The organism is Pseudomonas sp. 31-12, assembly GCF_003151075.1.
Classification (GTDB): Bacteria; Pseudomonadota; Gammaproteobacteria; order Pseudomonadales; family Pseudomonadaceae; genus Aquipseudomonas.
This window is the reverse complement of sequence record NZ_CP029482.1, coordinates 5,828,071-5,845,718: the sequence shown is the minus strand read 5'-3', so window position 1 is coordinate 5,845,718 and position 17,648 is coordinate 5,828,071. Positions and strand designations below refer to the sequence as shown.

Genomic DNA, 17,648 nt, shown 5'->3' with positions numbered 1-17,648 from the left:
GAAAGTGGACGACAAGTGCTCATTTACCATTATGTAAACTCCGCGTTCTCGCCCGCTTTCTCGCTACGCTCTAGTCCGCGATGTTTCCAGTCACTCCGGCAAACAGAGTGAAATTACTCTGCTTCGCCTTCTTCGGTAGCTTCTGGAGCAACACGTGGAGCGTGGACGTTGGCAACAGCCTTGTCATCGCCGTGTGCCAGAGCAACAAACTCAACGCCTTTAGGGGCTTTGAGGTCGGACAGGTGAATGATCGAACCGATTTCGGCGTTAGCCAGGTCGACTTCGATGAACTCAGGCAGGTCCTTCGGCAGGCAGGTCACTTCGATTTCCGAAACAACGTGCGAAACTTCGCCGCCTTTCTTGATCGGAGCTTCTTCACCAACAAAGTGTACAGGCACGATAGCGGTCAGTTTCTGGCCAGCTACAACGCGTACGAAGTCGGCGTGCAACACGTGGCCTTTGGCCGGGTGACGCTGCAGAGCTTTGATGATTACGTTTTGCTTGGTGCCGCCAACGTTCAGCTCGATGATGTGGCTGTAAGCCGCTTCGTTTTCGAGCAGTTTGGCAACTTCTTTAGCCAGCATGCTGATGGATTCAGGGGCTTTTTCGCCACCGTAAACTACAGCTGGAACCAGGCTTGCGAGACGACGCAGGCGGCGGCTCGCACCTTTCCCCAGGTCGGAACGCACTTCAGCATTCAGAGTAAAATCGTTCATGTTGTATCTCCAAAATAACCACATTCGCCCCAGCGGTTGCGACCAGCGCTAAAGGCGATATGGGCAAAAAAGCCCCGCCCCGACAGGAATGCCGGGGCGGGGCGCTTTTCGTCAACGAGACAGTCGAGAAGGGCAGGGCCCTTAACGGAACATCGCGCTGATCGATTCTTCATTGCTGATGCGGCGGACCGCCTCGGCAACTACCGGCGCGATATCCAGTTGACGGATACGCGAGCAGGCTTGAGCTGCAGCGGACAACGGGATGGTGTTAGTCACCACCAGTTCGTCCAGCATGGAATTTTCAATGTTTTCGATCGCCCGACCGGACAGCACAGGGTGTGTGCAGTAGGCGAAAACCTTGGCAGCGCCATGCTCTTTCAGGGCCTTGGCCGCGTGGCACAGAGTGCCGGCGGTATCGACCATGTCATCGACCAGAATACAGGTACGCCCTTCGACATCACCGATGATATGCATCACTTCAGAGTGATTGGCTTTCTCACGGCGTTTGTCGATGATCCCGAGATCAACGCCCAGGGATTTGGCAACAGCACGTGCACGCACGACGCCGCCAATGTCCGGGGAAACGATCATCAGGTTTTCGAAGCGCTGATCTTCAATGTCATCCACCAATACCGGGGAGCCGTAGATGTTATCTACCGGAATATCGAAGAAACCCTGGATTTGGTCAGCATGCAGATCAACCGTGAGAACACGGTCGATGCCGACTACGGTAAGCATGTCAGCAACGACTTTCGCGCTGATAGCCACACGTGCGGAACGCGGACGGCGATCCTGACGGGCATAACCAAAGTAAGGAATAACAGCAGTGATACGAGTAGCCGAGGAGCGGCGGAAGGCATCAGCCATCACTACCAGTTCCATCAGGTTATCGTTGGTCGGAGCGCAAGTCGGCTGAATAATGAAGACATCTTTACCGCGGACGTTTTCATTGATCTCGGCAGTAATTTCGCCGTCGGAGAACTTACCGACAGAGATGTCACCGAGAGGGATATGCAGCTGACGTACAACACGCCGAGCCAGATCGGGGTTAGCGTTCCCCGTAAAGACCATCATCTTGGACACGCGCAGTACCTGAAGGCTGAGGGTAACCTGGATGAGTATAGGAAAATGGCAGGGGCGGCTGGATTCGAACCAACGCATGGCAGGATCAAAACCTGCTGCCTTACCGCTTGGCGACGCCCCTGTATCTGTTGCAACGATTACCCAGTAATCGATTCCTTTAGAGCAGATTTTGCAGCTTGCGATGCAACATCGAAACGTTGCTTCCTTTTGCTACAAACCCTGTAAGGGTCTCTGTAAGAAGGGCCGAGACTTTATCAGCTTCAGCTTTGCTTGGGAAGCCCCCAAACACACAACTTCCAGTTCCGGTGAGTTTTGCTTCGGTAAATTTACCTAACAAATTCAAAGCGTTACGTACATCTGGATAACGCCTTGCTACCACCGGTAAGCAGTCATTTCGACTGTTTCCCTTGGGAACGGGGCGCACTTTAATGGGAGAAGAGTTACGTGTCAACAACGGATCTGAAAAAATTTCTGCTGTACTTACAGAGACTTGCGGCACCAGCACGACATACCACGGTTCTTCGGGGTCTACAGGGGTGAGTTTTTCCCCTACGCCCTCGGCAAAAGCGGCGTGTCCACGCACGAAAACCGGGACGTCGGCGCCCAGCGTCAGGCCTAGCGCAGCCAGGCGATCCTCATCCCAACCCAGTTGCCAGAGATGATTGAGGCCCAGCAAAGTCGTCGCGGCATTTGAACTGCCGCCACCGATGCCACCGCCCATGGGCAGGATTTTTTCGATCCAGATGTCGATGCCGAGCGAACAACAGGATTGCTCCTGAAGTTTTTTCGCGGCTTTGACGATCAGATTGCTGTCGTGAGGAACACCGTCGAATTCGGTGTGCAACCGAATCACACCATCGTCGCGTACGGCGAAGGTGATTTCATCGCCGTAATCGAGAAACTGAAAAATCGTCTGCAATTCGTGATAACCGTCTTCACGGCGACCAAGGATGTGCAGCATCAGATTGAGTTTGGCCGGGGAGGGTAGCGTCAAGCGAGGAGCGGTCATGTTCACTGCCCCAGTTTGCGTGGTTGCCATTCCTTGATCACCAGCGTGATATCAAGGTCTGTGCCGTGCAGTTTGATCCGCTCGGGCAACCAATAACCGTTTTGCTCGGCATAACTCAGGTATTCGACCTGCCAGCCATCCTGTTCGAGATTGGCCAGACGGCTGTCGGCATCCAGGGTCAGGCGACTTTTGCTGTCCGGCGCCGGGAGCCCGCGAACCCACCAGGCCAGGTTGGAAACGGGTAACTTCCAGCCGAGCTGTTCTTCGACCAACGCTTCCGGTGTCGTGGCGTCATAGCGGCCCTGATTGGCCACTTCAAGCGAGACTTTGCCAGGGTGACCCGTCAAGCGAGCTGCGCCGCGACCCAGTGGGCCGGAAAGGCGGATGTCGTAGTAGTCCTGTCGCTGTAGCCAGAACAGCGTACCGCTGCCCGAATCTTTGGGCGCGCGGATACCGATCTTGCCGTTGATCTGCCAACCATCAAGGCTGGTCAGCTGTTGTTTGTAATCGCGCCATTGGGCCGGGTTGCCTTGGCCCTGGACCGATTCGCGAGCGCCGAAGCCCGCGCAACCGGCGAGCAGGGCGATGAAGCTGAAAACAATAAGGTGGCGCAAAAACATAATCTTAAAGAGTCTCTGATCCGGTCAGGCGCTTGATGGTGCTGCGCAGGATGGGGCTGTCGGGTTGTTCCTTGAGGAACTTGCTCCAGATTTGCCTGGCTTCGCTTTGCTTGCCGTTAGCCCAGAGGACTTCGCCCAAGTGAGCGGCGACTTCCTGATCGGGAAAACGCTCCAGGGCCTGACGCAGGTAGCGCTCGGCTTCATCGAGGTTGCCCAGGCGGAAGTGCACCCAGCCGAGGCTGTCAAGGACCGCCGGGTCTTCCGGGTTGATCTGGTGCGCTTGTTCGATCAGGGCCTTGGCTTCGACGTAGCGCGTCGTACGGTCGGACAGGGTGTAGCCGAGGGCGTTCAACGCCATTGCATTGTCCGGGTCGCGTTTGATGATCAGGCGCAGGTCTTTTTCCATCTGCGCCAGGTCATTGCGTTTTTCCGCCTGCATCGCGCGGGTGTAAAGCAGGTTCAGATCGTCCGGGTACTTTTGCAGCGCGGTTTGCAGAACCTGCCAGGCCTTGTCGGGCTGCTTGTTGGCAGACAAGGTCTCGGCTTCGATCAGGTACAACTGGATCGCGTAATCGGGTTGCTCGTCGCGTTCGGTTGCCAGACGGCGCTGGGCTTCGGCGGTCTTGCCATTGTTGATCAGAATGTCGGTCTGGCGCAGTTGCGCGGGCAGATAGTCATTGCCGGGGCCGACCTGAGCGTACTCGATCAACGCGCCTTGTGGATCGTTGCGCTCTTCAGCGATGCGGCCGAGGTTCAGGTGCGCCGAATCGACGTGACTTTCCCGGGCTATCAAGTCTTCCAGGTAACCCTTGGCCTCGTCCCAGGCCTTGGCTTCCAGGCACACCAGCGCCAGGGAGTAACGCAGTTCGTCGTCTTCCGGGTATTGCTGAACCAGGCTGGAGAACTCGACTTTGGCGTCGTCCATGCGGTCCTGTTCAACCAGCATGCGTGCATAGGTCAGGCGCAGGCGTTTGTCGTCCGGGTATTTCTTGATGCTTTTTTGCAGCAGCGGCAAGGCTTCATCGCCACGGTTGAGCACTTGCAGCAGGCGCGCGCGCAGCAGAATCGGAGCAATTTCGCCTTCGTCCGGCGGATTGTCCTCCAGCAACGCCAGTGCGCCTTTGGCGTCACCGTCCTGTTGCAGCAGCAAGGCCTTGCCGAAAATCAACTGGCTGTTGTTTGGGTGGCGCTGCAATAAACGGTCAAAACTTTTCATCAGGCCGTTGCGCGTGTCCTGGTCGGTATCGGACGCGGACAGGGCCAGGAAGTCGAAATGCGTGTCGCCCTTGCCGAGCAGGACTTTCTCCATATAGACCATGGAGTCGTCATAGCGCCCGGCGCGCGCCAGTTGCACGGCAGCCGCGCGTTGCGCCTCAAGATCGTCCGGGGCGTTTTTCGCCCAGATCAAAGCGGTATCCAGGGCAGCCTGATCGGCGCCCAGGTACTCGGCGATGCGGAAAGCCCGCTCGGAGATGCCCGGATCCTGGGTGTTGATGGCCTGGGTGACGTAGTTGTCCAGGGCAATGTCGAAACGATTGCGCTGGCCAGCCAGTTCGGCGCTCAACAGGCTGAAGACGGTTTCTTCGCTGAATGAGCTGTAAACCTTGGGCTTTTCAGGGGCCGGAGTGCTGTCTTCGACCGGCGGCGTACCGTCCGACGAAACGGGTGCCAAGACCTGGCAGCCGCTGAGGAAGACAAAAGCGAGGAGCAACGCGGAAGATCTATTCATATAGAGAGAGGACGACTAACCTGCGGTCGGATCATCATGACACAAGCCTTCGGCCAAACATAACCGAGTCTCGATGGATGCCTTTATAGAGGCAGGTCATTGGGACAATAGTCAGCGGTAGTTGTTCTGGCTCTGTCGAAGTAGGACAATTGCCGGCTTCACGTCACCATCAGCGACCTTGAATGGCCTTCCTTGCACTCGGTATCAACCACAAGACTGCTTCAGTAGACGTCCGCGAGCGCGTGGCCTTTACCCCTGAGCAGCTGGTGGAGGCCTTGCAGCAGCTCTGCCGACTCACCGACAGCCGCGAAGCTGCGATCCTTTCCACCTGCAATCGCAGTGAACTGTATATAGAACAGGATCACCTTTCGGCTGACATCATCTTGCGCTGGCTGGCCGATTATCACCATTTGAGCCTCGAAGAGCTGCGCGCGAGCGCTTATGTGCACGAAGATGATGCGGCAGTTCGTCACATGATGCGGGTCGCTTCCGGGCTCGATTCGCTGGTGTTGGGCGAACCGCAGATTCTCGGTCAGATGAAATCGGCCTACGCCGTGGCGCGTGAGGCCGGCACCATCGGTCCGCTGCTCGGGCGTTTGTTTCAAGCTACGTTCAACGCCGCTAAACAAGTGCGCACCGACACGGCCATCGGCGAGAACCCGGTGTCCGTGGCGTTTGCCGCGGTCAGCCTGGCGAAACAGATTTTCAGTGACTTGCAACGCAGCCAGGCTTTGCTGATTGGTGCCGGCGAGACCATCACCCTGGTCGCCCGTCATCTGCATGAACTGGGTGTGAAGCGTATCGTGGTCGCCAACCGGACCCTGGAACGCGCGAGCATCCTGGCCGAGCAGTTTGGCGCCCATGCCGTTTTGCTCTCGGACATCCCGGCCGAGCTGGTGCGCAGCGACATCGTGATCAGTTCCACTGCCAGCCAGTTGCCGATCCTGGGCAAAGGCGCCGTGGAAAGCGCCTTGAAACTGCGCAAGCACAAACCGATCTTCATGGTAGACATCGCCGTACCGCGCGATATCGAGCCAGAAGTCGGCGAGTTGGACGACGTTTACCTCTACAGCGTCGATGATCTCCACGAAGTGGTCGCCGAGAACCTCAAGAGCCGGCAGGGCGCAGCCCAGGCGGCCGAAGAGATGGTCTCGGTCGGTGCCGAAGATTTCATGGTCCGCTTACGTGAGCTGGCGGCGGTGGATGTGCTCAAGGCCTATCGCCAACAAAGCGAGCGCATGCGCGACGAAGAATTGCAGAAGGCCCAGCGCATGCTGGCCAACGGCAGCAGCGCCGAAGACGTGCTGGTGCAATTGGCACGAGGCCTGACCAACAAACTCTTGCACGCCCCGAGCGTGCAGTTGAAAAAGCTCTCTGCCGAAGGCCGCCTCGATGCGCTGGCCATGGCCCAGGAACTCTTTGCCCTGAATGAGGGCTCATCGGATAGCTTTTCGGATAAGAAACCGCAATGAAAGCGTCACTGCTCAATAAGCTGGACATCCTCCAGGACCGTTTCGAGGAATTGACCGCCTTGCTTGGCGATGGCGAAGTCATTTCCGATCAGAACAAGTTCCGCACCTATTCCAAGGAATACGCGGAAGTCGAACCGATTGTCGCCACCTATAAACAGCTGCTAAAAGTGCAGGACGACCTCGAAGGCGCCCAGGCACTGCTCAAGGACAGCGACCCGGACATGCGTGAAATGGCCGTGGAAGAAGTTCGCGAAGCCAAAGAGCAGCTGATCGACATCGAAGCCAGCCTGCAACGCATGCTGCTGCCCAAGGACCCGAATGACGGGCGCAACGTGTTTCTCGAAATCCGTGCCGGCACCGGCGGTGACGAGGCGGCGATTTTCTCCGGCGACCTGTTCCGCATGTATTCGCGTTACGCCGAGCGTCGCGGCTGGCGGGTGGAAATCCTCTCCGAGAACATCGGCGAGCATGGCGGCTATAAAGAAGTCATCGCCCGGGTTGAAGGCGAGAACGTTTACGGCAAACTGAAATTCGAATCCGGCGCGCACCGCGTGCAACGGGTTCCGGCCACAGAGTCCCAAGGGCGAATCCACACCTCGGCCTGCACCGTGGCCGTGTTGCCCGAGCCGGATGAGCAGGAAACGATCGAGATCAACCCGGCGGATTTGCGGGTCGATACCTATCGATCCTCCGGTGCCGGCGGCCAGCACGTCAACAAGACCGACTCGGCGATCCGCATCACGCACTTGCCGTCCGGTATCGTCGTCGAGTGCCAGGAAGAACGTTCCCAGCACAAGAACCGCGCCCGGGCGATGTCCTGGCTGTCGGCCAAACTCAACGATCAGCAGACCAGCGCCGCCGCCAATGCGATCGCCAGCGAGCGTAAGTTGCTGGTCGGTTCGGGTGATCGCTCCGAGCGCATCCGCACCTACAACTTTGCTCAGGGCCGGGTGACCGATCACCGGGTCAACTTGACGCTGTATTCCCTCGACGAAATCCTCGCGGGTGGTGTCGAAGCGGTGATCGAACCGTTACTGGCCGAGTTCCAGGCCGATCAATTGGCAGCGATAGGTGAGTAAATGACGATCATTGCCAGTTTGTTGCGCGCCGCCGATTTGCCCGATTCGCCCACGGCGCGCCTGGATGCCGAATTGTTGCTGGCCGCTGCCTTGGGCAAGTCCCGCAGCTTTCTGCACACCTGGCCGGAACGCATCGTGCCGAGCGAAGCGGCGCTGAAATTTGCTGAGTTCCTGCAACGTCGTCGTGGCGGTGAGCCAGTGGCCTACATTCTGGGGCAGCAAGGGTTCTGGAAGCTTGATCTGGAAGTCGCGCCGCACACGCTGATCCCGCGCCCGGATACCGAATTGCTGGTGGAAGCTGCGCTGGAATTGTTGCCTGCGACACCGGCCAAGGTCCTGGATCTCGGCACCGGCAGCGGCGCCATTGCCTTGGCTCTGGCCAGCGAACGTCCGGCGTGGAAAGTGACCGCCGTGGACCGCGTGCTCGAAGCCGTGGCGCTGGCCGAGCGCAATCGTCAGCGCCTGCACCTGAACAACGTCATCGTGCTGAGCAGCCACTGGTTCAGCGCCTTGGAAGGTCAGCGTTTTCAATTGATCATCAGCAACCCGCCTTACATCGCTTCCGCCGATCCGCATCTGGTGGAAGGTGATGTGCGCTTTGAACCGGCCAGCGCCTTGGTCGCCGGTGTCGACGGGCTCGACGATTTGCGTCTGATCGTCGCCCAGGCGCCGGATTATCTGGAGGCGGGTGGCTGGCTGATGCTCGAACACGGTTACGATCAAGCCGTGGCCGTACGCGATTTGCTGCTGACCCGCGGCTTTGAAGAAGTCCACAGCCGCACCGATCTGGGCGGTCACGAACGTATCAGCCTGGGGCGCCTGCCGTGCTGAATGATCAGGAATTGTTGCGCTATAGCCGGCAGATTCTGTTGCAACACGTCGACATCGACGGCCAGCTGCGACTGAAAGAAAGCCGCGTATTGATCGTCGGCCTCGGCGGTCTTGGCTCACCGGTCGCGTTGTATCTGGCAGCAGCCGGCGTTGGTGAGATGCATTTGGCGGACTTCGACACGGTCGACCTGACCAACCTGCAACGCCAGATTGTTCACGACACCGACAGCGTTGGCCTGAGCAAAGTTGATTCGGCGATCCGCCGTTTGAGCGCAATCAATCCCGAGATCCAATTGATCGCCCATCGCACCGCGCTGGACGAAGACTCCCTGGCCGCCGCCGTGTCTGCAGTGGATTTGGTGCTGGACTGCTCCGACAATTTTTCCACCCGCGAAGCGGTCAATGCCGCGTGCGTTGCCGCCGGCAAACCGCTGGTCAGCGGCGCGGCTATTCGTCTTGAAGGGCAATTGTCGGTGTTCGACCCGCGCCGCCCGGAAAGCCCGTGTTACCACTGTTTATACGGTCACGGCAGCGAAGCCGAATTGACCTGCAGTGAAGCCGGCGTCGTCGGTCCACTGGTTGGGTTGGTGGGCAGTCTCCAGGCGCTGGAAGCCCTGAAATTGCTGGTGGGTTTCGGCGAACCACTGGTGGGGCGCCTGTTGTTGATCGATGCCTTGGGCTCGCGCTTCCGTGAACTACGGGTCAAGCGTGATCCGGGCTGCAGCGTCTGTGGTTCGAAACATGCGTGAAGCGCCGATCGGCGTGTTCGACTCCGGCGTCGGCGGGCTTTCGGTATTGGCCGAGATCCAGCGCTTGCTGCCCAACGAGTCTCTGCTGTACGTCGCCGATTGCGGCAACATTCCTTATGGCGAGAAAACCCCGGCATTCATCCAGCAGCGTTGCAGCGTGATGGCCGAATTCTTCCAGCAGCAGGGCGCGAAGGCCCTGGTGCTGGCGTGCAACACGGCGACCGTCGCTGGCGTTGCAGACTTGCGACGCGATTATCCCGAGTGGCCCATCGTCGGCATGGAGCCCGCCGTCAAACCTGCCGCTGCCGCCACCCGCAGCGGTGTGGTGGGTGTGCTCGCCACCACCGGCACGTTGCAGAGCGCCAAGTTCGCCGCCTTGCTCGACCGTTTCGCCACCGATGTACGCGTCATCACTCAGCCGTGCCCCGGCCTGGTGGAGCTGATTGAAAATGGCGATCTGCACAGTGAGGCATTGCGTCATTTGCTGGCCGGGTACGTCGGGCCGCTGCTCGGCGCCGGGTGCGACACAATAATTCTGGGCTGCACGCATTATCCCTTCCTAAAGCCATTGCTTAAGCAGATGATCCCCGATGACATCAGCTTGATTGATACCGGTGCCGCTGTGGCGCGGCAACTTCAGCGCTTGTTGGCCGAGCGTGAATTGCTCGCCGATGGGCCTGCACGTGCTGCGCAGTTCTGGACGAGTGCCGATCCGGAGCATTTCAGAAATATCTTGCCGATCCTGTGGAATAGCGCCGGCGTTGTGCAAAGCTTCAAGGGGTAAACAAAAATCCTGGGGCAAACGAATAATTGGGGTGAACTTCTGATTAAACGTCGACTTCTATAGCGGTGAGCAACAAAAAAAACCTTACGAAATCGTTCGGAAAAGGATGTTTCTAATGAAGCGACTATTCTGCTTGGCCGCGATTGCGGCCGCACTGATGGGGCACAGTTTTACCGCACAGGCAGCAGGCGTGGAGTTCGCGGTCGGCCAGACCAGCGAGTCGACCATGACCTATCGATTGGGCATGCAATTCGATTGGGACAAGAGCTGGTTGCAGAGTGATGTCGGTCGTTTGACCGGTTACTGGAGCGGCGCCTACACCTACTGGGACGGCGACGAGTCCTCCAGCAACCACAGCCTGTCGTTCTCGCCGGTGCTGGTTTACGAATTTTCCGGCCAGACCGTCAAGCCCTACGTGGAGTTGGGCGTTGGCGTCGCGGTGTTCGCCAATACTGAAGTCGAAAACAATCAACTCGGCAGTGCCTTTCAGTTCGAAGACCGGTTCGGCTTTGGCCTGCGCTTTGCGGGCGGGCATGAAGTCGGGATTCGTGCGACGCACTATTCCAATGCCGGGCTCAGTAGCCCGAACAACGGTGTAGAAAGCTACGCGCTGCACTACACGATGCCGTTGTAAGGCTGGACTCGGTCAAATCTGGGAGCGGGCTTGCTCGCGAAAGCGGACTGTCAGTCAACATCAATGTTGAATGTTAAACCGCTTTCGCGAGCAAGCCCGCTCCCACAATAGATCTTCAATGGCCTGACTTTCAGCGATACGCCGTGGTTATCCCTTGGCGCTCATCGATGCATTCCGGTGCGCCCATCTCGAATTCCCGGCAGATCAGCGGGCGTTTTTCGTAGATGGTGCACATCATGCTGTTGCGATCCAGCGCAGCGCACCAGCCGTCATCCAGACGCAGCATCACTTCCCCGCCCCAGTCATCGGTATCGATAAATCGTTCGGGCACGCCCGTGTCGGTGATCAGCATGACTTCGAGCTGGCAGCAGCAGGCTGCACAGGTCGAGCATGTGACGGCCGGCTCGGCGATTTGCGTGTGGGGAATGGTTTTCATGCCGCGCAGTGTAAGGCAGTGGGCCGATGCTGTGTGAAAGGCCTGACGGACGATTAGCTGCGAGTGTCCGCCGCCAGCCGTTGCGCCATGAAATGCAGCGCGGGAAACAGCAAGGCCCAGAGCAGCCCGAGGCCCACCAGCGTGGGCACCTGACCATAGGGGAACTGCACGTCCGCCAGTTGCCCACCGGCGAAATAGGACGCGGGTCCACCCACGGCACCCAGCAGGCTGCCGAGCCACCAAGGATTCGCGGTCCATTTCAGGCAATGGCGCAAGGTCGTTGCCAGTAGCGCCCACAACAACATCAGCCACAGCGGAATCAAGGGCGCGACATCGGCGAAGTCGAACACCCCCAGCCAGCGCAATGAACTGTCGACGGTGGTGCCCAGCAGCACAACGCTGAGGATCAGTCGGCCCTCATCAGCCCAGCGACTTATCCACAGCAGATGAATCACCAGCGCCGCCAGCGCCACTAACAACCACAGGCTGTTGCCGCCCAGCACACAGGCAAACCAGCCGAGCTGAAACAACGCGGCATTGGCTACCCGCTCACGCATCGAAACGACCCAGCAGCGGCGCGGGCATCGCCGACGGTTTGGCCAGCAGCAATTGCGCAGTGCCGATGGTGCGTTCCAGAAATCCCCCTTCGCAGTAGCACAGATAGAATTCCCACAAGCGCAGGAAATAATCGTCGTAGCCCAACTCGATCAAACGGCCCTGGGCGCGGCGAAAATTCTCATGCCACAGGCGCAGGGTCCGGGCGTAGTGCAGGCCGAAATCCTCCATGTGCAGCAAATTCATGTCGGTGTCGCGGCTGATGACTTCCAGCATCTTCTGCACACAGGGCAGGGCGCCGCCAGGGAAAATGTAACGCTGAATGAAATCGACACTGCCCTTGGCCTGTTCGTAGCGCTGTTCGCGGATGGTGATCGCTTGCAACAGCATCAAACCGTTGCTTTTGAGCAATTGCGCGCATTGCTTGAAATAGACCGGCAGGAAGCGATGGCCAACCGCTTCGATCATCTCGATCGACACCAGTTTGTCGTACTGCCCGGTGAGGTCGCGGTAATCCTTGAGCAGCAGCGTGACCTGGTCTTGCAGGCCGAGGGCTTCGATGCGTTGTGCGGTAAAGGCGTACTGCTCTTTTGAAAGCGTGGTGGTGGTGACCTTGCAGCCGTAATGCTGCGCTGCGTAAAGCGCCATGCTGCCCCAGCCGGTGCCGATTTCCAGCAAGTGATCGCTGGGCTTCAACGCGAGTTTCTGGCAGATCCGCTCCAGCTTGTTCAACTGCGCCTGTTCCAGGCTGTCTTCATCCGTCAGGAACTGCGCGGCGGAATACATCATGGTGGGATCGAGAAACTGTTCGAACAGGTCGTTGCCCAGGTCGTAGTGGGCGGCGATGTTTTTCTGCGAGCCTTTGCGCGTGTTGCGATTGAGCCAGTGCAGCCCTTGGACGAAGGGCCGGCCGAGTTTCGCCAGGCCGCCTTCCAGCGCATCCAGCACTTCAAGGTTGCTGACAAACACGCGAACCACCGCGGTCAGGTCCGGCGAACTCCAATAACCATGGATATACGCTTCGCCAGCGCCGATCGACCCGTTGCCCGCCACCAGTCCCCACGCCGCCGCGTCGAGGATATGGATCTCCCCGATCAATGAGCTGCCTGCGGTGCCGAAGACCTGCCGTTCACCGTTTTCGATGACCACCAGTTGCCCATGCTTGAGGTGCTTCAGTTGCCGTAGTACGCCACGGCGCAGCAACGACCCGGTCAGGCCGTTGGTGCTGAGCAGATTGACTTTGGCCGAGGCACTAGAGGATTTCATGACGGCGATCCTTGGGAGGCACCATGGCGGTCTGGAAGCTGCCATCGGCAGCCTGATGAGCAAAGATCGGTGCGCGTTTGAACAACAAGCGCAGAGCCTGCCAATAGATCGCCAGGCAGGTTTTCGCCGTCATCCATGGAAAGCGCCGCAAGTAACGGTGCAGGCTGGCGCGATCCAGTGCTTCGCGTTTGAGGTTGAGCGTGGCGTCGAACAATTTCAGTTCGCCCTGCCAGTCCGCCATGTGCACGCCGAGCTTTTTTGCGGCGGGGCTGAAACTCATGCGGTACTCCAGATCCGGCGGCAAAAACGGCGAGACGTGGAACGCCTTTGCCACAGCAAAATGTTGATGGAAGTCGCTCAGGTTCGTCGGGGTCTTGGCCGGCAATACATAGTGATAACGCTCGCGCCACGGGGTGTTGGTGACTTCGCAAAGAATCGCCGCCAGTTGCCCGTCAGCCTCATGGCAGTAGAAAAAACTCACCGGGTTGAACGACAGGCCCCAGCTGCGCGCCTGGGTCAGCAGGCAGACCGAACCTTGCGGTGCATGGCCGATGGCCTGGCTGACGAGTTGGCGCACCGCTTCAATCAAGCGCGTGCCGTTGCCGGTATAGGCCTTGAGATAATCGCTCTCGCGAAACGAGAACGGTGCGAAGCGACTGCTGCCCGAGAGCGGCGACAAACCCAGCACGGCGTCCTGTTCGTCGAGGTCCAGGTACAGCAGACCGATCCGGTAACGGAAGGCGTGAGGCTTTGGGGCGAACCGCCGATGGGCGATCCAGCCGCTGTAGAGGGCGCTGTTCACAACACTTCGCCAAACGAGCGGGCAACGCGCAACGCGCTGACCACGCCGTCTTCATGGAAACCATTGGCCCAATAGGCGCCGCAATAGTAAGAATGCTGCGCACCGTCCAGTTCCTCCCAGCGGTTTTGCGCGGCGACGGCGGCCAGGCTGAATTGCGGATGGGCGTAGGTGTATTTGCCGAGCACTTTGCTCGGGCTGATGCCCGCGCTCTGGTTGAGGCTGACGCAGAACGTCGTGTCGCTCTGGATGCCTTGCAGGATGTTCATGTCGTAGGTGACGGCGGCCTGCGTGTGGCCCGGGCCACCGAGGCGATAGTTCCAGCTGGCCCAGGCCAGTTTTCGTGTGGGCAGCATCCTTGTGTCGGTGTGCAGCACCACTTCGTTGTCGGCGTAGGGCAGGGCGCTGAGGATCGAGTGTTCGGCATCGCTCGGCTTGGCCAAGAGTTTCAGGGCTTGATCGCTGTGGCAGGCAAACACCACTTTGTCGAATCGCTCGCGGCCGGCGGCGCTGTGGATGACGACGCCATCCTCATCGCGCTCGACCCGGGTCACTGGGCAGTCGAGACGGATCTTCTCGTTAAAGGTCGCCGTCAATGGCCCGATGTAGGCACTTGAGCCGCCTTCGATCACCCGCCATTGCGGGCGATTGCTGACGGACAGCAGGCCATGATTCTTGAAAAACCTGACAAAAAACTGCAGCGGGAAACCGAGCATGTCGGCCATGGACATCGACCAGATCGCCGCACCCATCGGCACGATGTAATGGAGGATGAAGCGTTCGCCATAGCGGCCGTTTTTCAGATACTCGTCCAGCGTGGTGTCGGCGGCAATCCGACCCTCGGCGAGGTCGCGCTGCGCTTCTTTGTTGAAGCGCAGAATGTCGCGCAACATGCCCCAAAACCCTGGTGACAACAGGTTGCGGCGTTGAGCAAACAGGCTGTTGAGAGTGTTGCCGTTGTACTCAAGCCCGGTGTCCGGGTCCATCACCGAAAAGCTCATTTGCGTCGGTTTGAACGCGACGCCGATCTGGCCCAGCAGGCGAATGAAATTCGGGTAGGTCCAGTCGTTGAACACAATGAAACCGGTGTCCACGGCGTAGCGCTGATCATCGACGGTCACGTCCACGGTGTGCGTGTGACCGCCGATCCAGTCGCTGGCCTCGAACAGGGTGATCTCATGCCTGCGATTGAGCAGGTAGGCGCTGGTCAGCCCCGAGATCCCGCTGCCGATAATGGCGATGTTCACGGCACATCCTTGATCGGTGGACTGCTGCGCACCATGCGTTTGCCGATTGCCAGTTTCACGCATGCGGGCATTTTCGACAGGGGCCAGAGCGCAGCCATGAACAGTCCCGGAAAGGCGATCTCCAGTGGACGGTGCTTGAGCTTGGCGAAGATGTGCCGTGCGGCTTTGGCCACTGGCCAACTGAGCGGCATCGGGAAATCGTTTTTCGCCGTCAGCGGGGTCTCTACAAACCCCGGGCTGACCACCGTGACTTCGATGCCTTCCGGCGCAAGGTCAATGCGCAGGGATTCGAACAGGTAGCGCAGCCCGGCCTTCGACGCGCCATAGGCTTCGGCCCGAGGCAACGGCAAATAGGTTACTGAACTGGCGACGCCCACCAGATGCGGCGCAGTGCCCTTGCGTAACAGCGGCAAAGCGGCCTCGATGCAATAGGCGCTCGCGAGCAGATTGGTGCGCACCACGTGCTCGACGATCGACGCATCAAACTGCTGAACGTCGACGTATTCGCAGGTGCCGGCGTTGAGGATGACCGTGTCCAGAGAGCCCCATTCATGAGCGATTTGTTCGCCGATTTCGCGCACCGTCTGACTGTCGGTCAGATCGCCAGGCACCACCAGCACTTGCCCGGGATAACGCAGGGACAAGACTTTCAGTACCGCTATGGAGCGCGAACTCACGGCCAGGTGAGCGCCGGTTTTCAGAATTTCTTCGGCCAGCGAGGCGCCAATGCCACTGCTGGCGCCCGTCAGCCAGTATCGCCGTGGAGGTGTAAGGCTCATCCCATTCTCCTTTTCAGCCACGAAATCGCCCGACCCAATACGGGTAAGTGCTCATAAAGCAGTGCCCCGGCATCGAAGTAATCCCGGTGGCGATAAACCTTGTCGCGCCAGAGCAGGTGCGAGCAGCCGTCAACGTGAATCAACTGGCCGCCGCTCAGGCGTGGATGGCGGTAACTCATGACCCAGCGCAGATACCCTTCGCCTTCACCGGTCTGATCGAAGCCGCGAAAATCGAAACGCAGTTCGGTGACGTTGGCGTAGAGCTCGGCGAAGTAGCTGCGCAACTGTCCGAGCCCTTGCACGTCGTGCAGCGGATCGGTGAAGTGCACGTCATCGGCATAGAGCTCACCGAGGCGTTGTAAATTGTCTTTGTCCAACTGCGCGAACTGCCGGGCAAAATGCTCCAGGAAATCACTCATGAGCGCCTCCGGCATGTTGTCGCGAGGGCAGGTTCTTGAATGCAGCCAGTGCACGTTCGCGGGATTTACTTAGATTGACGATTGGCGATGGATAATCCGCAACACCGAACAAGCCTTCGAGGTTCGCCGGGTTGTGCACTTCTTTCTTGTTCAGCCCGGCCAGTTCCGGCAACCAGTGCTTGATGAACACGCCTTCGGCGTCGAATTTCTCCGACTGGCTCAGCGGATTGAAAATACGGAAGTAAGGTGCCGAGTCAGTGCCCGTGGACGCACTCCACTGCCAGCCACCGTTGTTCGCCGCCAGGTCACCGTCGATCAAGTGGCGCATGAAGAACCGCTCACCTTCGCGCCAGTCGATCAGCAGGTTCTTGGTCAGGAACATCGCCACCACCATGCGCAAGCGGTTGTGCATCCAGCCGGTCTCGAGCAATTGGCGCATGGCCGCGTCGATGATTGGCAGGCCGGTACGGGCTTGCTGCCAGGCCAGCAGTTCTTCCGGAGCGTCGCGCCAGGCCAGGGCTTCGGTTTCCGGGCGGAAGGCACGGTGACGCGAGACCCGTGGGTAACCCACCAGAATGTGTTTGTAGAACTCGCGCCACAGCAGCTCGTTGATCCAGGTGACCGCGCCCACCTTGCCGCTTTCGAACTCGCCTTGATTGCTTTGCAGGGCAGCGTGCAAGCACTGACGAGGGGAAATCACCCCGGCGGCGAGATAGGCCGAAAGCTGGCTGGTGCCGGGTTTGGCCGGGAAATCGCGCTCGTTCTTGTAGTAGTCGATTTGCGCGTCGGCGAAGGTGTCGAGGCGGCGGCGGGCTTCGGCTTCACCGGCTGGCCAGAGCTTGCGCAAGCTGTCGCTGGGCGTTTCGAACCCTTCAACGCTCGACGGGATCGTGTCGCTGCTGATGTCCAAGGGCGCCTGGGCCATGGGGGCGATTACCTGACCTGGCAGTGATCGGTGCAGGCGTTCGTAACAGACCTTGCGGAATTGGCTGAAGACCTGGAAGTAAGTGCCAGTCTTGGTCAGCACGGTGCCGGGTTTAAACAGCAACTGATCGAGGTAACTGAAGAAGTCGATGCCGTTGGTCTTCAACGTTTCGGCTACCGCCGCATCACGACGGCTTTCATGAACCCCGTATTCCTCGTTGACGTGCACCGCCTCAACGTTCAATTGCTGACACAGTTCGAGCAGAACCTTCGGCGCTTCATCCCAGCGAGGCGCCTGGCGGACCAGCAGCGCAATGTTCAATTCGCCCAGCGCGCGGCTCAGATCACGCAGGTTGCGCAGCCAGAAATCCACTTTGCACGGTGCGTCATCGTGGTCCAGCCATTGCTGCGGGCTCAACAGGTACACCGCCACCGTCGGGCCGCGCGCTGCGGCAGCCGAGAGGGCGGTGTTGTCGTGTAGGCGCAAGTCGCTGCGCAGCCAGATCAATTGCATGGC

General features: G+C 59.1%; 19 protein-coding genes and 1 tRNA gene. 6 read left to right on the top strand and 14 right to left on the bottom strand.

Translation table 11 applies throughout. The features are described from left to right. Positions 1–113 precede the first annotated feature (113 nt). From DJ564_RS27570 to DJ564_RS27545, 6 genes are all read right to left on the bottom strand, one after another. Complete coding sequence (locus tag DJ564_RS27570) at positions 114–716, bottom strand: 50S ribosomal protein L25/general stress protein Ctc (RefSeq protein ID WP_109634809.1); 603 nt, start codon at positions 714–716, stop codon at positions 114–116. 141 nt (positions 717–857) lie between these two features. Next, positions 858–1,799 carry a ribose-phosphate pyrophosphokinase gene (locus DJ564_RS27565; protein ID WP_003208392.1) on the bottom strand — a complete coding sequence of 314 codons (942 nt, stop codon included), beginning with the start codon at positions 1,797–1,799 and terminating at the stop codon, positions 858–860. Positions 1,800–1,845: 46 nt separating this feature from the next. Then, a tRNA-Gln gene (locus tag DJ564_RS27560) sits at positions 1,846–1,920 on the bottom strand. 36 nt (positions 1,921–1,956) lie between these two features. Beyond that, positions 1,957–2,808 carry a 4-(cytidine 5'-diphospho)-2-C-methyl-D-erythritol kinase gene (ispE, locus tag DJ564_RS27555; RefSeq protein ID WP_109634808.1) on the bottom strand — a complete coding sequence of 284 codons (852 nt, stop codon included), beginning with the start codon at positions 2,806–2,808 and terminating at the stop codon, positions 1,957–1,959. A gap of 2 nt (positions 2,809–2,810) precedes the next feature. Beyond that, entirely contained in the window at positions 2,811–3,428 is a 618-nt protein-coding gene (gene lolB / locus DJ564_RS27550) for a lipoprotein insertase outer membrane protein LolB (RefSeq protein ID WP_109634806.1), read from the bottom strand. Positions 3,429–3,432: 4 nt separating this feature from the next. Further along, positions 3,433–5,157, bottom strand: coding sequence for a tetratricopeptide repeat protein (locus DJ564_RS27545; protein ID WP_109634805.1), 1,725 nt, complete (start codon positions 5,155–5,157; stop codon positions 3,433–3,435). Positions 5,158–5,339: 182 nt separating this feature from the next. Between DJ564_RS27545 and hemA the strand changes: the two genes are divergently transcribed. From hemA to DJ564_RS27515, 6 genes are all read left to right on the top strand, one after another. Then, positions 5,340–6,629 carry a glutamyl-tRNA reductase gene (hemA, locus tag DJ564_RS27540; protein WP_046053450.1) on the top strand — a complete coding sequence of 430 codons (1,290 nt, stop codon included), beginning with the start codon at positions 5,340–5,342 and terminating at the stop codon, positions 6,627–6,629. After that, positions 6,626–7,708 (top strand): peptide chain release factor 1, encoded by a 1,083-nt coding sequence (prfA, locus tag DJ564_RS27535; protein WP_109634803.1) that lies wholly within the window; start codon positions 6,626–6,628, stop codon positions 7,706–7,708. The genes hemA and prfA overlap by 4 nt, the downstream gene beginning before the upstream one ends. Next, positions 7,709–8,539, top strand: a complete 831-nt coding sequence (prmC, locus tag DJ564_RS27530) for a peptide chain release factor N(5)-glutamine methyltransferase (RefSeq protein WP_109634801.1) — start codon at positions 7,709–7,711, stop codon at positions 8,537–8,539. Then, on the top strand, positions 8,533–9,288 hold the full coding sequence (locus tag DJ564_RS27525; protein ID WP_109634799.1) for a molybdopterin-synthase adenylyltransferase MoeB: 756 nt from the start codon (positions 8,533–8,535) through the stop codon (positions 9,286–9,288). Before prmC ends, DJ564_RS27525 begins: the two co-directional genes overlap by 7 nt. Then, positions 9,281–10,072, top strand: coding sequence for a glutamate racemase (gene murI / locus DJ564_RS27520; RefSeq protein ID WP_109634798.1), 792 nt, complete (start codon positions 9,281–9,283; stop codon positions 10,070–10,072). Before DJ564_RS27525 ends, murI begins: the two co-directional genes overlap by 8 nt. Before the next feature lie 115 nt (positions 10,073–10,187). Further along, on the top strand, positions 10,188–10,706 hold the full coding sequence (locus DJ564_RS27515) for an acyloxyacyl hydrolase (protein ID WP_109634796.1): 519 nt from the start codon (positions 10,188–10,190) through the stop codon (positions 10,704–10,706). A 130-nt stretch (positions 10,707–10,836) separates the two neighbouring features. Here DJ564_RS27515 and DJ564_RS27510 read toward each other — a convergent pair whose 3' ends face one another. The 8 genes from DJ564_RS27510 to phrB are packed head-to-tail and all read right to left on the bottom strand — an operon-like array spanning position 10,837 to position 17,645. Then, the gene (locus tag DJ564_RS27510) at positions 10,837–11,142 is read right to left on the bottom strand and encodes a YkgJ family cysteine cluster protein (RefSeq protein ID WP_084320418.1); all 306 of its coding nucleotides are present in this window, start codon (positions 11,140–11,142) and stop codon (positions 10,837–10,839) included. 53 nt (positions 11,143–11,195) lie between these two features. Beyond that, complete coding sequence (locus DJ564_RS27505; protein ID WP_109634794.1) at positions 11,196–11,699, bottom strand: DUF2878 domain-containing protein; 504 nt, start codon at positions 11,697–11,699, stop codon at positions 11,196–11,198. Beyond that, a complete protein-coding gene (locus DJ564_RS27500; RefSeq protein ID WP_109634792.1) occupies positions 11,692–12,963 on the bottom strand; it encodes a cyclopropane-fatty-acyl-phospholipid synthase family protein in 1,272 nt (423 codons plus the stop codon). The genes DJ564_RS27505 and DJ564_RS27500 overlap by 8 nt, the downstream gene beginning before the upstream one ends. Further along, the gene (locus DJ564_RS27495; RefSeq protein ID WP_109634791.1) at positions 12,950–13,765 is read right to left on the bottom strand and encodes a DUF1365 domain-containing protein; all 816 of its coding nucleotides are present in this window, start codon (positions 13,763–13,765) and stop codon (positions 12,950–12,952) included. The genes DJ564_RS27500 and DJ564_RS27495 overlap by 14 nt, the downstream gene beginning before the upstream one ends. Beyond that, entirely contained in the window at positions 13,762–15,009 is a 1,248-nt protein-coding gene (locus DJ564_RS27490; RefSeq protein ID WP_109634789.1) for an NAD(P)/FAD-dependent oxidoreductase, read from the bottom strand. The genes DJ564_RS27495 and DJ564_RS27490 overlap by 4 nt, the downstream gene beginning before the upstream one ends. Next, positions 15,006–15,788 (bottom strand): SDR family oxidoreductase, encoded by a 783-nt coding sequence (locus DJ564_RS27485; RefSeq protein ID WP_109634787.1) that lies wholly within the window; start codon positions 15,786–15,788, stop codon positions 15,006–15,008. The genes DJ564_RS27490 and DJ564_RS27485 overlap by 4 nt, the downstream gene beginning before the upstream one ends. Beyond that, complete coding sequence (locus DJ564_RS27480; RefSeq protein ID WP_109634785.1) at positions 15,785–16,207, bottom strand: nuclear transport factor 2 family protein; 423 nt, start codon at positions 16,205–16,207, stop codon at positions 15,785–15,787. Before DJ564_RS27480 ends, DJ564_RS27485 begins: the two co-directional genes overlap by 4 nt. Further along, complete coding sequence (gene phrB / locus DJ564_RS27475; protein ID WP_109636222.1) at positions 16,200–17,645, bottom strand: deoxyribodipyrimidine photo-lyase; 1,446 nt, start codon at positions 17,643–17,645, stop codon at positions 16,200–16,202. Before phrB ends, DJ564_RS27480 begins: the two co-directional genes overlap by 8 nt. Between the last annotated feature and the right edge of the window lie 3 nt (positions 17,646–17,648).

Coding starts and splice junctions, on each gene's coding strand:
- DJ564_RS27570 (WP_109634809.1), bottom strand. CDS start 716: ATGAACGATTTTACTCTGAATGCTGAAGTGCGTTCCGACCTGGGGAAA.
- ispE (WP_109634808.1), bottom strand. CDS start 2,808: ATGACCGCTCCTCGCTTGACGCTACCCTCCCCGGCCAAACTCAATCTG.
- lolB (WP_109634806.1), bottom strand. CDS start 3,428: ATGTTTTTGCGCCACCTTATTGTTTTCAGCTTCATCGCCCTGCTCGCC.
- DJ564_RS27545 (WP_109634805.1), bottom strand. CDS start 5,157: ATGAATAGATCTTCCGCGTTGCTCCTCGCTTTTGTCTTCCTCAGCGGC.
- hemA (WP_046053450.1), top strand. CDS start 5,340: ATGGCCTTCCTTGCACTCGGTATCAACCACAAGACTGCTTCAGTAGAC.
- prfA (WP_109634803.1), top strand. CDS start 6,626: ATGAAAGCGTCACTGCTCAATAAGCTGGACATCCTCCAGGACCGTTTC.
- prmC (WP_109634801.1), top strand. CDS start 7,709: ATGACGATCATTGCCAGTTTGTTGCGCGCCGCCGATTTGCCCGATTCG.
- murI (WP_109634798.1), top strand. CDS start 9,281: ATGCGTGAAGCGCCGATCGGCGTGTTCGACTCCGGCGTCGGCGGGCTT.
- DJ564_RS27515 (WP_109634796.1), top strand. CDS start 10,188: ATGAAGCGACTATTCTGCTTGGCCGCGATTGCGGCCGCACTGATGGGG.
- DJ564_RS27510 (WP_084320418.1), bottom strand. CDS start 11,142: ATGAAAACCATTCCCCACACGCAAATCGCCGAGCCGGCCGTCACATGC.
- DJ564_RS27505 (WP_109634794.1), bottom strand. CDS start 11,699: ATGCGTGAGCGGGTAGCCAATGCCGCGTTGTTTCAGCTCGGCTGGTTT.
- DJ564_RS27500 (WP_109634792.1), bottom strand. CDS start 12,963: ATGAAATCCTCTAGTGCCTCGGCCAAAGTCAATCTGCTCAGCACCAAC.
- DJ564_RS27485 (WP_109634787.1), bottom strand. CDS start 15,788: ATGAGCCTTACACCTCCACGGCGATACTGGCTGACGGGCGCCAGCAGT.
- DJ564_RS27480 (WP_109634785.1), bottom strand. CDS start 16,207: ATGAGTGATTTCCTGGAGCATTTTGCCCGGCAGTTCGCGCAGTTGGAC.
- phrB (WP_109636222.1), bottom strand. CDS start 17,645: ATGCAATTGATCTGGCTGCGCAGCGACTTGCGCCTACACGACAACACC.